The 14,902-nt window shown below is 52.1% G+C and carries 12 protein-coding genes; 9 read left to right on the forward strand and 3 right to left on the reverse strand.

The window, feature by feature from the left end; translation table 11 throughout:
* The first annotated feature begins 73 nt into the window (after positions 1-73).
* Positions 74-1,336 (forward strand): hypothetical protein, encoded by a 1,263-nt coding sequence (locus CLM60_RS20710; RefSeq protein ID WP_141246515.1) that lies wholly within the window; start codon positions 74-76, stop codon positions 1,334-1,336.
* Positions 1,333-1,587, forward strand: a complete 255-nt coding sequence (locus CLM60_RS20715; RefSeq protein ID WP_141246516.1) for a hypothetical protein — start codon at positions 1,333-1,335, stop codon at positions 1,585-1,587. The genes CLM60_RS20710 and CLM60_RS20715 overlap by 4 nt, the downstream gene beginning before the upstream one ends.
* A 9-nt stretch (positions 1,588-1,596) precedes the next feature.
* Here CLM60_RS20715 and CLM60_RS13225 read toward each other — a convergent pair whose 3' ends face one another.
* Complete coding sequence (locus tag CLM60_RS13225; RefSeq protein ID WP_141246517.1) at positions 1,597-5,379, reverse strand: lysozyme inhibitor LprI family protein; 3,783 nt, start codon at positions 5,377-5,379, stop codon at positions 1,597-1,599.
* A 141-nt stretch (positions 5,380-5,520) separates the two neighbouring features.
* Between CLM60_RS13225 and CLM60_RS20720 the strand changes: the two genes are divergently transcribed.
* Positions 5,521-6,069 carry a hypothetical protein gene (locus CLM60_RS20720; RefSeq protein WP_141246518.1) on the forward strand — a complete coding sequence of 183 codons (549 nt, stop codon included), beginning with the start codon at positions 5,521-5,523 and terminating at the stop codon, positions 6,067-6,069.
* A gap of 1 nt (position 6,070) precedes the next feature.
* Here CLM60_RS20720 and CLM60_RS20725 read toward each other — a convergent pair whose 3' ends face one another.
* The gene (locus CLM60_RS20725; RefSeq protein ID WP_141246519.1) at positions 6,071-7,000 is read right to left on the reverse strand and encodes a hypothetical protein; all 930 of its coding nucleotides are present in this window, start codon (positions 6,998-7,000) and stop codon (positions 6,071-6,073) included.
* Positions 7,001-7,737: 737 nt separating this feature from the next.
* Between CLM60_RS20725 and CLM60_RS13240 the strand changes: the two genes are divergently transcribed.
* The 4 genes from CLM60_RS13240 (at position 7,738) to CLM60_RS13255 (ending at position 13,485) form a co-directional block, all read left to right on the forward strand.
* A complete protein-coding gene (locus CLM60_RS13240; protein WP_095589618.1) occupies positions 7,738-8,586 on the forward strand; it encodes a HamA C-terminal domain-containing protein in 849 nt (282 codons plus the stop codon).
* Complete coding sequence (locus CLM60_RS13245) at positions 8,583-10,679, forward strand: DEAD/DEAH box helicase (protein WP_095589619.1); 2,097 nt, start codon at positions 8,583-8,585, stop codon at positions 10,677-10,679. The genes CLM60_RS13240 and CLM60_RS13245 overlap by 4 nt, the downstream gene beginning before the upstream one ends.
* Positions 10,680-11,002: 323 nt before the next feature.
* A complete protein-coding gene (locus CLM60_RS13250) occupies positions 11,003-11,911 on the forward strand; it encodes an ArdC family protein (RefSeq protein WP_095589620.1) in 909 nt (302 codons plus the stop codon).
* A gap of 110 nt (positions 11,912-12,021) precedes the next feature.
* Positions 12,022-13,485, forward strand: coding sequence for an RES family NAD+ phosphorylase (locus CLM60_RS13255; protein ID WP_217983294.1), 1,464 nt, complete (start codon positions 12,022-12,024; stop codon positions 13,483-13,485).
* 37 nt (positions 13,486-13,522) lie between these two features.
* On the opposite strand, the gene CLM60_RS13260 is transcribed toward CLM60_RS13255, so the two are convergent.
* Positions 13,523-13,702 (reverse strand): hypothetical protein, encoded by a 180-nt coding sequence (locus tag CLM60_RS13260; protein ID WP_095589622.1) that lies wholly within the window; start codon positions 13,700-13,702, stop codon positions 13,523-13,525.
* A 525-nt stretch (positions 13,703-14,227) separates the two neighbouring features.
* On the opposite strand from CLM60_RS13260, the gene CLM60_RS13265 reads away from it, so the two are divergent.
* Together CLM60_RS13265 and CLM60_RS13270 are read left to right on the forward strand one after the other, a co-directional pair.
* Positions 14,228-14,464 (forward strand): hypothetical protein, encoded by a 237-nt coding sequence (locus CLM60_RS13265; RefSeq protein ID WP_095589623.1) that lies wholly within the window; start codon positions 14,228-14,230, stop codon positions 14,462-14,464.
* Positions 14,461-14,898 carry a hypothetical protein gene (locus tag CLM60_RS13270; RefSeq protein ID WP_095589624.1) on the forward strand — a complete coding sequence of 146 codons (438 nt, stop codon included), beginning with the start codon at positions 14,461-14,463 and terminating at the stop codon, positions 14,896-14,898. Before CLM60_RS13265 ends, CLM60_RS13270 begins: the two co-directional genes overlap by 4 nt.
* Positions 14,899-14,902: the final 4 nt, after the last annotated feature.

Here is a 14,902-nt window from a genome sequence, read left to right on the forward strand (position 1 = left end):
GGATTGTTCCGAGTTTTGAACAACAATCAATGAGGGAGAGTGTGGCGAAAGCAGCCAAGAGCCACGTTCTTCGATGACGATCAGCTTCCTCTCTGATATACAGAGAGGAAGCGAGTTCCGAGATGTTTATGTCATGCATTTGATCAAGAACGTGATTTTTCGACTGCACCTGTTCCTTCTTGTGGCAGCCATCGGCTGGGTCATTCCAAGCACCGCGCCTGCACAGAACAACAGTTGGATGCTTCAGCAGCAGCGCCAACAGATGCAGCTCCAGCAGCAGCGACTACAGATGCAACGGCAGATGGAGCAGCAAAGACTCCGCCAGCAGCAAATGGCGGAACAACAGAGACGCCAGCGAGAGATGATGGCGCAGCAACGTGCGCTACGGGAACAGCAACGCCAACAACGCGAACAGATGCGCCTGCTCAGGGCGCAGCGCGAACAGCAAAAACTCCAAAGGGATCAGCAGCGAACCCAGCGTGAACAGCAGCAAGCCCTTCGCGAGCAGCGGCAAACTCAAGATGCTGCCAGAGTAACGAGGCAACAGCAAGCTGCTCAACGCCAGCAACAGACACAACGGCAGGCAACACAGGCTGCGCAGCGCCAGTCAGCGCTGTCGGCGCAGCAGCAACAGGCCATTCGCACACGCCTTCAACAGACTCAAAAGACGAAGCAGCTTGATGAAGCTCGGCGACGAGCACAGCAGACCTTAGAACGAAAGAGAGCTGAGGACGCACGCAAGAAAGCTGAAACGGCAGCAGTAGTTTCTGGCCGAAATGCAGCGCCAGCTGCCGCCGGAGGTGGATCGGGTGGCCAACCGCCTAAACAACCGCGAGCTGCCGCAGCAAGCGGTGGTGGCGGCTCGGGAAAGCCGCCGAACGGTCAGCCAAAGGCGGCCAACGATAACCGTCGTGTCGCAGTTTCTGCAAAGTTGCCGAACACGCCAAAGTCAACTGCCATCAAGTTTCCTGGCCCAAAACTGCCCGACACCATTGCGGCCACCTTTCAGGATGGCAAGTATTCTAACGTCAAACTCTCGGCAGATAAAATTATGTATAAATATCATGGTGTTGACAACAGAACTGGTCAAAAAGTAACATGGCTAACTGATCGAAAATACTCAAATGAAACTGAATTGAGGAGAGACTTGGCTATTAAGAAGGAATGGGGTGTCAAACTTACAAGTGTTTCGGCATTCAAGGTTCCCAAGGGAACATGGATAAGTGAAGGCAAGGCTGCTGGTCAGGGTCATGCATACCCTGGAGGTGGGTATCAAGCAGTCGTTCAGAATGTCCCAAAGTCTTGGCTCATTCGTACTGATAGAGCATTCCAATGAATGAATTGAACTTAGCCGAATTGTGTCAGTCACTTGGTTCAGAACTTGCGGGATCGAATAAGAGTGACACCGCAGATTACTTTTTCGGACTTGCCAAAAAATTCTCTTCAATGGAAAAACAGGAAAGTATTGATGCTGCACTTGAATTACGCACTAGCGGGGCTATCGTGCAATATGCTGGATTCTCGGATCGTCAAATTCAAATATTTGATCAAATACAAGAAAAAGCCAAGATGATCTTAGAGAGCTAAAATCAAGTGTCATTTCAATAGCAATTCCATCACATTCTGCGAAAATTGCCTTATCTGCACTGAATCACACTCATAGCTGTTTGTAAGCGCGAATGCGCCGTTTCCCGCATTTTCCGCAAGATTAAGCATAGTCATCTCGTCTATGTTTTCTTTTGCGCGTGGTAGAAGGTTTGGAAGATAGCTCTCGTATAAGAAAAGCGTGTGTTCCAAGCGCTCGACATCAGCGCCATCTTCATTCAGCGCTTCGGCGTATCGGTTCAGCTCGGCAGGGTCACCACAACTTGCCGCAATCGTCTCCACCATCACATAGAGATAGGCTAGGTACTTAGGCTCGTAGTAGGTAGCGACTTGGTCGGCAAATTGCGGCATGAGCTGTATCGACATTTCGTATGCAGCTGTGGCGACTTCAGGCCACGTTACGCCTGTCGGATCAAATGAAACCGTTTCAGGAGCGTCGAACGGAAGAAATCCGGCTTCTTCCGCTTGCGTCCAATAGCTGTCGGCCAGATCGAAATCTGCGGTAACGCCTTCTCCATTGGCATACATCTGCCCGAGGTAGTCCAACGCTCCGCCATGACCTTCCGCAGCAGCAATTTCGAAGAACAGCAACGCATCTTCAAAAAGTGCGGCGGCGTGGAGCACCCGTCCAAGGTGGAAGTTGGTCAATGGATCGTCAGGAGAGCGATCAAGCTCGCTAATGCATGCTTCAATCGCTGCTTCTAGATCGTCCGGGGCAATGAACTCAGAGCCGAGAAGTCCGTATCGGCGGTTTGGGTCGGACGGATGTGCGGCGAGGCGGTCGCAGAGCGGTGCATTGTCTTCCGCGATCCTACGGGCATCTCTAACACTGTGTCCCACTGGCAACCCTTGGAGCCCTTCCAAGGTGATGTCCCAACCAGAGTCTTTATAAGTGATACGCGCTGTATGGATTATTGTGTTCACTTTAGTGGAGCGCGCGTCAATCAAAGCGGTCTGGACTTCCGGGCACTGTTCTTTGATCCCTCGCAGCCCTTCACCAAGGACTCCAGACACGTAATCAGTGTAGTTGGATGTTTGGCTAATCTCCAGAGGCTGTGCGTATTCACCTTGAACAGTCTCCGCGCACCACGGCTCGCCGCTGACACTAACGGATTGACCGTACTCGTCCTTAGCGATTAACGTCCAGCCTGGCCTTTGGTCCTGCGCCGCATCGCGTGAATGCTGGCGAAAGTCACCAAGTTCCTCTTGAGCAAAAGCGATGAGTCGCGCCTCATCAATGAATTGTCCATCATCCGAATATGATCGGAGTAGTGTCACCGCGCCATTGTCCCGATGTCGATCCAGCTCCCGGACAAAAGATGCGACATCGCTAACAAGAGACCATCCCATGACTGTGATATAGTCACCGCTCCGATACCCGGCTCGGTAGGCAGGACTATCCTGATCGAGAAGGTCAATCACAGTCCATTTGCGGTCTGAGGGATTCCCGCGCGGGTCAACAGTTACCTCGGCAACAGTCATGCCGAGTAATTCTCGCGAGAGTCCTTGGCGCTTATCATCCAAAGATGACGTTGGCGGCTCGTCGGCGACTGTTACTTCGCTAGACGGAGTGACTTGAGGCGCGGGAGCAGCGGCTGGAAACAGCTCAGGACTCTGCCCCGCAATGTACTCAACCGCTTCGCCCAGTGTCACTGGGCACTCTGGCAGATACGGGCCAATCGCTATCAGCGGGTGCACATTCGTACTTGAGCCTTGGAAAGCCGACAACTTGTCAGGCGCAATTTCCACAGAGATAGGGTTAGCCCAAAATGCTAGTTGGGGTTTCACCCATTGATGAAATGAACTTGCTTGTGGTCCGGGTTTGAAATCCTCTCCTTGCAGTCTGTCGTACTGGCATGTGCGAATTCGGGGAGCCGATTGCACGGCATCTCGAAATTCATCCGGGAAAAGATTCGCGTCAGGGACAGTACAATATTCCGAAGATTTTACGCATCCCAATTCCTCAATCCAAACGTTCCACATGTTCGTTTCGCTGAGTGCAACGCCGGGCTCTGAGTAGAACAGGGGTGTCACATACGCGATAAGACTGGAGAGCGTATCAGCATAGCCTCCCGCAACTTTTCCATTCTTGGCCCATGCGGTATCGTTAAGATCAAGTTCTTTGGTGTCTACCAAGGGCACATAGTAGTCGGACGAGTAGTAGCCTGAGCGCCCGTAGTAGTTTTCATCAATTGGGTCAGGCAAGGTGAGAGTGGCTCGAACCGCTAGCGTCTCATATAAAGTAGTTGCCGCCTGGTTGTCCGTCACAGCGATGTCTTGTGCCGAAGTCGGTGCCGTGGCCGATGGTTTAGAAGCTACCGCAACCTCTTCTTGGGTTTGCAAGTTTTTCTCAGCTGCAACGTCAGTGGCCTTTTCTTGCACAATCCCGAAGCACTGCTCGCGCAGGATATCCCATGCCTCGGAAAGGCCGTCTTGCGACAGATAGACGTAGTCGTTTGTTCGAAGCACGAATTCGCGTGCGCTCTTGCCGAAATCAAACAAACCGTCATTGGCAGAAATGTCTGCAAGGTACGCGCCGTCTTCACCTCGGGTCATCGCAAGGTTGCCGTATCCGAATATTCCTACATCGAACGCGTTTGGGTAGCTGCCATCTCCACTGTAGAGTACGGCTGGGGCAATTGAGACAGTGGCATCACCATTGGACCCAGAATCCCTAGAACAGGAAAGTGCCATTTTCCAGGGGCGTTCCTCGCCCAGATGTACTGCAACGGTGTTGTCGCCAGCGTCCTCTTGAAACACCCATCGCTCTTCATCAGGCTTTGTAAACCAAGTTGGCCTGTCGGGGCGCCGCAGCAATGGACCGAGACCAATTGTTGGGTTGGTACGCACCGAAGGTGCGAGCGGCGGAGGACTGGCGTTCGAATTATTTGTGCTGGAGTTCACGGCCTCTTGGCTAGGTGCTGCACTCGGTAATCCTGCAATCTGTCGTATGCGCTGAGATTGCATATCCATGGATTGTGCGAGGCACTGGACATTTGCACCGCAGCTGTCTCGTTCAGCGAGCCAAGCCCGCTGGAGCGCAAGAAGTGCCTCTTGCATGCTTTGATCGAGCTTCGCACGCGCCTCACCATAGACGGCGCTGACTTCGACATCGCGTTTCGCCAGTTCACTGTTTGAACAGATCGCCTTTTCTGTCGGGGTACCCGCCCGAGAGCAGTCAAAACTTGGCTTGATTGCTACAGCCTGACCGAGTGGGGTTTGGCAGAACGTCTCCAGCTCTCTTATCGCTGCCGATGATCCGCGAAGAGCAATAGGAACCCGAGCGCCCGAGAGAGTTTCGACAATCTCGGCGACATTGCCAGACTTCAGCCTTTCAATGATCGGGTGGGCGATGGGAATGTTCGTGGCGACCTTCAACTCAGGTTGGATGAAGACAGCCTGGGCACGCCCCAAGTCAGCGCCGTCAACCAAGACTTGAAGTTGAAAGTTCCTTTCGGCTGCCTGCGAAGGGTTCAGCCCAAACGCCTCGGGCGAAATCAAGAGATTGAAGAACCCTGGCTCATGAGGTCTGACATATCCGCCTGGGTAGTTCGCTGGCACCGCTCCTGCGCGTGTACAGCCGAGTTGAATAGTCGTGCCGCCCAATGGTTCGAGAATGGCTGAGCCGCGCCATTCATGGACATCGCGCTCAAACCTCCAAGTTTGTGCCTCAGCATTTTGCGCCAACGTAGCGAGCGCTATACCCAACCCAACAAACAAAAACTTCTTGCCCAATCTGCCCGGCATCTCGGCGAACCCCACCAGTGAATACATGCCTACTCAGGTTAGTCACCACAGCTTCCGCCGCGCAAGCCTTCAAAGCTTGTGGATGAGTTTTCGATCCCAAAAGACGGGTTTGCGGCCAGTAGGTCATCACGCTACGCTTGGCTCCAATCGAACTTGGGGTCAAAAACGATGCGCAGACTTGCTTTCCTTGCCGTTTTCCTTACCTCAACTATTTCGGCGCCTTATGCGCACGCCCAAGTAACAAATGAGGAACAGGGCGCTTCAGAGGATCAGGTGCGCGAGCTTTTCGACGCAATTAGAAGCGCTCGGCGTCAAGAGCTATTTTTGATCGATGAAGTGTCCAAAACCTGTAAACGCGTTACGTCAGGATTGAAGCAGCGTAATTCGATGTTCTTCCTTACATCCGAAAACAGCCAGTCAAGCGAACTTCGAACAAACGGTGGCGGAACGATAAGATTTGATCCGAGCAGCAGCGCGACAAAAGAATGCGGGATTTCAAATGAGGTCGATTTCCGAATTACAGACGCATCCGAAGGAGTTTGGAGCGCTTCATTTGCCTCACAATACTGCATTAGCGCGATTGTATACCAAGATTGCACTTACGTCTGCCGTGAAAGCGCTGAAGTCGATGGAAAGAGCTTGAAGTTTGTCCTTGGCCTGTCGAAAGCTGAACTAGCGTTGTCGGAGGTCAGTGCTAAGAAATCCTGCGCGCAATAACCTATGGTGCTGGAAATCCAAACGATGAGCGGTCATGGTCGACTGGACGATTTTGCTCAAACTCACTTAGCTGCTCTTTAATGGTCTGCTCTTGTTCTTTGCTCAGTAGGCGTTCGAACGCCGCTTCAGGCAATAGAAGTGCCTCCGAAATATGTGTGTCTGGTTCGACTCCGGCATCGAGAGCAAGTCTTAGACGGATTGCCAATTCGTGTGCGTTTCCGTCAATGGAAGCTATTTCGCCAGCTTCCATTATCTGAATAGCGCGGATGACGTCAATCTCGGCAACTTGACCTTCGGGGTCTTCATTGGTTGCCACCAACGCTTCATAGGCTTCGTACAGTGAGACATCGTTGCTATCGCCGTCATCGCGGCTTTGGTTGACGAAATTCATTGCGGTTTGAAGCATGCCGATCACAGAAGGATCAGCACCATCTTGCCACGGAGCAACCGTAAGGTGCTCATGCTCAGCGATTTGCGCCCGCGATGCAGCACGTTGACCTGCATGGTATCCAAGCCGATCTGCGTGTTCGGCAAGGGGATGGTCGCCGGAATATAGTTCATTCGCAGTTGAACGAGCTTCAGATTCTGCATGACGCATCGCGTTACGCTCTAGCGACTTTGCAAGGAGTTCAGCGCGATGGATGAGTAGCTCGTCGATCTTCTCTGCTTTCCAACCGCCCTCAAGCGCGTTCACAATATCCTCGCCAATGCCCGGACTTCGATCAAGATATGTGGAAACCAAATTCAACGTCTCCATGTCGCCACTTCGATCTGTGCGCTTGCCGACACCTTCGAGGAATTCTCTGAGGGTAGCTTTATCTTTCTGAAGTGACGCTGCATTGGTCGACAGAGCATTGACCGTGGTTTCGGTCATCGCCGAGAAGTGCTCAAGGCTAGAAGTTGAACGCGTAAATCTGTCTTCATTTTCCATTAATGTATGTTAACAAAATTTGCTTTCGAAAAGGTTAAGAAAGCATAGGAAGACGGTCCTCTCGATAGGTCGTGAGTGCAAGCCCCCCAAGTTTGAAATGCTGCAAAATCCGTGATGTGCAAGATGTGTGCGTGGTAGTACCACTCACATCTTGGCAAGGGGGCCCGCTCTGGAACTTCGTTTCTGCGCGCCCCCGTTGCATCCCCCCGGCCTGTGGCTCAGATCAGGGTATAAAACCCATTCTCAGAGCCAGTAGAACGTTTGGCCGTTCAATCACCACCATGTCATGGAGACCAACCCTGCGCGGTTTGGATGCGCGCCACTTCATGGAGACGATTTCATCGAGACCAGGAAGAGCGCATTTCATAGCTACCCTTTCCTTGGAACCATCCCATCGAGCCATGGGACTATCGCGCCCCCTGACAACCCACTCGTTGGACTTGGAGACGTGCCTCTCCACCAACACCGAACCATGCACAAACGGCTGCCCGTTTGACCTCCAATCAGGGGAGCGTTCCTGCCACCCCCGATACCCCTATGAGGACTTCATCCAGACCACTTCATGGAGACTAGCCCTGGCATAGAAAAGTCGGTTCCGATCTTGTGCAACTGTTTGCATTCATGTGGATGTCAGAGAGGCATTTCAAACAAATGACGAAGAGCCGCGCGTTTTGCTAGTAACGCAACCCCAAGATGTGCTTTAATGATTGAAAACATTTAACAACTAAGAGGCATACTTGGCGGAGCAGCCCAAGAAATTTCTGGAGGTCTTGTATCGAACTGATGATGGCGACGTCGTGGGTCTTGCTGCGTGTGCAGGCTTCGAACTTGGCGAATGGCGTTACAAAAAATTTGCCGATCATCTCATTAACTGGCTCCCGCATTTCGCGCTTAAGAAGGAAGAAATCGAGCGTATTGGTTCAGAGAACCCACTCGATCTCTTGAAAGAGGCTGCCTATCGCATTTTCACTGAGGAGGCAGGGAAGAAGCGCGGCGAAATTGGCGAGTTGTTACTGCATATTCTGTGCGTCACGGAATATCGAGCAGCAGCCTTTGCAACGCGGGTCTTCTACAAGATGCGTTCCAATGACCAAGTCACAGGCTTCGACTCAACGCTTGTAACTGTCGAGGAAGAAACCGGGGATATCGAACTCTGGCTAGGCGAAGCGAAGTTCTACACCGATACCAAAGCAGCAATTTCGGCAGCTTTGACTAGCCTCAAAGGCCATCTTGACGCCGGGTTTCTCGAAGAGAGCAAAATACTGATTGGACCAAAGATTGAACCGTCAGCTCCTGGGTATGAAAAATTGCAATGGCTTTTCGACGGAGGCAGCAAGCTCGATGAGATCGTCAAGCGCATAGTCATCCCTGTTCTAGTTGCCTCTGAAAGCGAAGCGGCAAAGTGCTACGCCGACAACCCGGAGGGTTACTCAGACATCGTCGTAGAGGAATTTGAGTATGTCACTGGAAGATTTGAAGCTGCGCAATCGGAACTCAATGTGCGGATCGTTGTAATCTACGTACCACTGCTATCCAAGACCCTTCTGGAAGATCGATTTATCGAAAAATTGGGAATCCTAAAATGATTGATGAAAGCCTCAAGGGCGATATTATTTCTCCTGATCTTTCTGCGGAGCGTGTAGTAAGCATACTCGACAAAGCCTCACGCTACTGGATGAATGGTGAAAGAAGCGAGAGTGAAGACATCGAGATCGTTGTTAGGCTTCTGGATCGCGCGGACGTATTTGAGCAACATCTTGCTGGAGCAAAAGACGTAATAAATGCGCTTGCGCGGCAGGCGGGCCTATTTCCTTACTATAGGGAATCAAACAGTACGGCAGACAATCTCGCAAGGGCTGCGCACAAGGCTCCGGGATTGATCAATATCTATTTTCATGCCGCTCAAAGGGAGGTTTTTTCTCTACTTCAAAGCGGAACGAACCTTGTATTGTCGGCTCCGACAAGCTTTGGCAAAACTCTTCTGGTTGATGCGCTCATTGCGACTAATCAACCAAAGTCAGCGGTCATCGCTGTTCCCACAATAGCTTTACTTGAAGAGCGTCGGCGAAGGCTTCAGAAGATTTTTCCCGAGTACCAAATCGTGACGCAGGCCTATCAAGAGATCGGTGACGGTCCGTTTATTCTTCTTGGAACGCAAGAGCGGATTCTTGAGCGGGAGGAGTTACCTGAAACAGAACTCTTCGTAATCGATGAATTCTACAAGCTTGATCTTACTCGCGGCGATATGCGCGCAAAGACACTTAATCTTCTCTTGGCTCGCTACATCCATACCGATGCGCAAGTCTACCTGCTTGGTCCATCTCTAGATCGCAACCCAATTGAACAGGAAAGCTCGACGTTCTCTTTCTTTAAGACCGACTATAGTCCTGTCGCGGCCAACATTATCTATGTAGAACCCTCCGGTACTGATCCTGAGACACTAGCGAAGATTTTAAACGACATTTCTGCGGATTCCTCGTTGGTTTATTGCCGCTCGCCTAAATCGGCACGTACCGCTTCCCAAGAAGTAATCTCACGAGGCTACGGCAAAGAGAACGATGAATTGAGCGAGATTGCAAGTTGGCTGCGGGAGAACTATCATCCCGATTGGTATCTAGCTGCCGCACTGGAGCATGGAACAGGCATTCACCATGGCCGTGTTCCTCGCGCAATTGCTTCTCTAATGGTTCAGCTATTCAACGCTCACAAGCTCGAAGTTCTGTTTTGCACATCAACGTTGATCGAGGGCGTGAACACCGCCGCAAAGAATGTGCTTATCTATGACAAGTTCATCGACCGAAGAAAGCTGGACAGATTTACATTCAACAACATAAAGGGTCGTGCGGGCCGTATGTTTCAACACTTTGTCGGAAACATTTTTCTGTTCAACCCTGATGCACCAACTGACCCCGAACAGCTTGATATTCCGCTGCTTAGCGATCCGCATAGTCTGTCAGAGGAAACTCTGCTTCAGCTTTCAGATGAAAATCTTTCCGAAAAGAACCGAGAGCGACGGGACGCAATCATCGAACGGACTCCCGTTCCTGAAGATATACTTGAGCGCTTTGGCCGATACGGCGTTGGTGAAATCGAGGCTGTCCTTGAGGATATTTTTGACTTGGAAGCTGAAGATGATGACCGCTTGCTCTGGAGTGGTTTGGGGAGTTACGAGGGGATACTTGCCACTGCAGAGGTACTGTGGGGCAAGCTGAGTTTTGATAAGCATGATGTACGTTCAGCAAGCCAATTTGCGTTCCTGGCCAATAGGCTCATAAAAAGCAGTTCAATCTTTGAATTCATTACCAACAGTGCATCAGAAGCAGACCAGTATGGTGACGTTGATACCAAGATCGATAAGGCATTTAACTTCTTACGTGGTGCTGAATACTCGTTTGTAGAGCCGTTCCAGCTTCTTCAAGAGCTAACGAATTTGGTGTTCGGCGAAGGATCATGTGATTACTCAAAGTTTCTTGCTGATCTTGCATCCTGGGGGCTCCCAGGTCGCTTGAAGGCGCTTGAAGAGTTCGGTGTCCCAGCTCCAATTCTGCAACGAATTGAAGGCTACTTAAATCCAGAAGACATTGATGAGTCGCTTGCCATAATTCGCAACATGTTGGAATCCGAAAGAATTTTGGAACCAATTGAACGTCTCATTCTTAAGCACACCCTAGAGATTTAGATAGGCGCACCCCTTCGGGTCGGGCTGTCGTGAACCGAGTCCGCCTTTGGCGGTCTCGGCCATTCGGCTTCCATCCCTTACGCTTCTATCGCCAGCCGTGAACGGCTGACACTTCTTTTCTTTGTTTTGGGCCTTGCAGGCCCGTCCTCCGTCAAGACCAAGCCCTTCGCTTTAGCTACGGGCGAAAGCCATGGCCGTGGCTCGCCTACGGCTGCGCCCGCACCTCTCCATGGCTTTCGGTCTGGACGGCCGTCCCCCCGCTCATTGGCGCGGGCCTAGTCCGGTTGCATGCGCAACCGAGCTTTGAAGGAAGGAACAAGCCAATGAGACAGGACATTTATCAGAAAGTGACCAACAAGATTATTACCGATCTGGAACAGGGCGAGCTGTCCTGGCTCAAACCGTGGAGCAGCAGAAACCTTGAGGGAAAGATCACGAAGCCATTGCGGCACAACGGCGTGCCTTACAAAGGCATCAATATCCTGATGCTTTGGGGTGCTGCCGTTGAAGCAGGTTATCTCTCGCCGTTCTGGATGACGTTCAAACAGGCTAAGGAGCTGGGCGCAAACGTCAAGAAAGGCGAGCGCGGCAATCTGGTTGTCTATGCCAACACCATCACCAAGACTGAAGAGCAGGACGATGGATCAGAGGAAGAGCGGAAAGTTCCCTTTATGAAGGGATACAGCGTGTTTAACGTCGAGCAGATCGAAGGCTTACCTGACCACTACTACGCGAAGCCCGAGCCGATCATTGATCCCGCAACCCGCATCGATCACGCCGAGGGCTTTTTCGGAAACACGGACGCAGACATTCGGCACGGCGGAAACCGCGCATACTACAGGGGCGGCAGTGACCATGTGCAGATGCCACATTTCGAGACCTTCCGAAGCCCCGAGAGCTACTACGCGACTTTGGCACACGAGTTGACCCACTGGACGAAGCATAAGAGCCGCCTTGACCGCGAATTCGGGCGCAAGAAGTGGGGCGATGAAGGGTACGCCCGCGAAGAGTTGGTCGCCGAGCTAGGCGCAGCTTTCCTTTGCGCTGATCTGGAACTAACGCCCGAGCCAGGCACAGACCATGCCGCCTATATTCAAAGCTGGCTCAAAGTCCTAAAGGAAGACAAGCGAGCGATCTTCAGCGCCGCCGCCCACGCGCAACGTGCGGCGGACTTCCTTCACGGATGCCAGCCGATGATCGGGGAGGACGGCAACGAGGAAGTCGCCGCATAGGTTCAGTGCCAAATTTTCGGCTGGCCTTCAGGCCAGCCGAATACACTTTTCTATTCGCTTGCCGAAATTGATGCCGCTGCGGTACTCTTCATCAAAAACGAGGACGAGCTGTGACTATAGATTATGAAGAGAATGAAGAATTAATTGAACGAAAAATTTGTGATGATTGTATTGGGGAGAAGTTTCTTTCGGATTTAATCCATAAAGAGGGAGAGGAAGACGAATGCTTCTACTGTCAAGAAGAAGGTATATGTATAACTCTTGAAGAGCTATCAGATAAAATTGAAAGCGCTTTTGATGAACACTATGAAATAACCGCGTCAGAGCCAAATGGCTTCGAGTACGCAATGATGAAGGATAAAGAAATAAGTTACGATTGGGAAAGGGAAGGGCAGGAGACCATTTACGCCATCGCTGATGCAGCTAGCGTGCGCGAAGAAATAGCTCAAGATATCCAATCTATTCTAGAGTATCGACATGAGGATTGGGATAGTGCGCTCGCTGGATTGGAGTGTAAGTTTTCGTCAGATGCTCATTACGAAGAGATCATGCCGGAAGATCATCATTGGCATAGCCAATGGCGAGAATTTGAGAATCTCATCAAAACGGAGGCGCGTTTCTTTAGTAGGACAGCCGCTGCATATCTCGGTGATCTATTTGACGAGATCGACGAGATGCGGACGCATGACGGGAGAACTTTGATCGCAGATGCCGGACCTGAAACCGATATCACTCATCTCTTTCGTGGTCGCGTGTTCCAGTCGGAAAAACCGCTTCTTGAGTCAATGAAGCGCCCTGATCAGGGTCTGTCTGCACCGCCTGCATGGGCTGCTGGAGCTGGGCGCATGAACGCCAGAGGCATTTCGGTGTTCTATGGGGCTACCAGTCCCGAAATAGCGTTGGCCGAAGTTCGTCCTCCAGTCGGGAGTCGAGTTGCCATCGCGAGATTTGAAATCATTCGACCGCTTAGGCTTCTCGATCTTGCAGCCGTAGCAGAGGTACAAGAACGGGGCAGCATTTTTGATTCATCGTATGCGCACCGTCTGGGACGCATGGTGTTTCTTCGAACACTAAGCGCCAGAATGGCTCGACCCGTCATGCCGGATGATCAGGAACTGGAATACCTTCCTACTCAGGCAATCGCAGACTACCTCTCGACCGAAGGTCGAGTGCCACTGGATGGAATTCTGTTTCCGTCGGTTCAGGTTGGAGGCGATGGTGTCAACGCCGTATTGTTTCACAAAGCATCGCGCTGTGAAGACCTGAAGATTCCCGATGGAACAGACCTAAGCGCCAATACATACTCGATGTATGAAGATGGGCCAGAGCCCGACTATTATGTCTGGGAGGAAGTGCCTCCCGACGACGAAGGGCCGGAGAAAACTTCTTCAAGGCGCTCGCCTCTGGATATAGATGAAGAATGGGATGGCTACTTTAACTCCGACACACGCGAAGTCACGCTTCGGGTAGAGACGGACTCAGTTCATGTTCACGAAGTGGCGGCGATCCAGATTAGTACGCACAGCCACACTGTTAGGCGCCATCGTATCGAGAAGCGGGAACCTCCATTTTAGAGCAAGTGCGGCCAGCCTTGACGGCTGACCGCGCGCGTTAGAGCTTGGGCGTTTGAGCCGCCAGTTCATCTTCGATATTGCGCATGCTTTGAAGTGCATTGCGGCGCTCATGGCTTCCACGCGGAGCGACGGCGAAGGCATTGAAGGCTTCTGCCAGAAGTCCATGCAATTCTGCCGTGCTGCGGGATGCCGCTTCAAATCGTGAAACGAGTTTCATCGTATCCTCCTTTGTTTCAAGGAGGCCCCGAACCGCTCAGGGCCTTTCGGCCCGCGCACACACAATCATCGGCCAGTGAAGGCGCTGATGGGTCGGGAGACGGTCTTGCAAGTAATGGAGAGATGCGCATGAAGCGCGGCGTCATCGGTTTGGAGAGGATCACCGCGAAGGTAGTATTGATACGGCTTGAAGGCAGCAGTCTTCGGATGCATTTGCCCGCCCGCGTATGATGCCAGCGTCGCATTGCTCCAGATGCGAATTTCCGAACGTGAGCGTAGATCGGCGCGCTTTGACGAGCGCGGTTAGGTCAGGTCTGGCCGCTAATATCTCGGCTGGTCTAGCCCTTCGCATCGAAGTGGCTTGCACTGATTGCCCTTAAATCCCTGACCGAATGCGGCTCAGCATTCAATGTCCTGCCCGCACCACCTGGCTTCGCCAGCCGTGTTGAACATGAACCCTGATCCTTTGCCTTCGCCTGCACGGGAGGGTGTTAGCAAGCCAACTTAGAAAGCGCAGAATAGAACCATGGCACGCGAAAAAACGAACCAAAACCTGAACCTTAACGCACCCGACTATCTGGCGTGGCACGTCACCCAGAAGGGCGAAAAATCCTACTGGAACAAAGTCGGAGCCGCTTGGCAGCACAAAGACGGACGAGGCTTTACGCTCCAACTCGAAACCTGCCCGATCAATGGCCGCATTGTCCTGCGGCTCCCGCTGGAAGATGCTCCCGAAAACACAAACGACGCGGGGCGCTCATGAGCGCCCCCATCGAACCCCAAGAGCACCGCGTCGATCCTTCGCGCCTTGCTTCTGGAACATGGTGCCACACGCGCAATCGACAAATCGGAGAAGGCGATATCGCGGCGTCCTACAGCGCCGACAAGAACGCCCAAGGAAAGATCAGAAAACCCTTCTCTTGGAAGAACGGCCTATGGGTCTGCACTGGCTCGCACAGCAAATCCGCCGAAGCATATCGCCTCGTGCCTGAGCGCTTCTTTGACGGCGAGCCCACGACCTACAACGAAGTCGCGATGCTGCCCTTCGAACAGCGCATAAAGCCCGAAGGTTTCTACCATGGCATGCGTGTTCGTCATGGCAAACAGGTCTGCATTCTTGTCGGACCGAAAGCCCTCTTTCTGCCGAAGAAAGATAACGAAACGCTCAAACAGGCCGATCTATTCGATGCACTCTAGATAA

The organism is Actibacterium ureilyticum (assembly GCF_002285435.1).
Lineage (GTDB): Bacteria > Pseudomonadota > Alphaproteobacteria > Rhodobacterales > Rhodobacteraceae > Actibacterium_C > Actibacterium_C ureilyticum.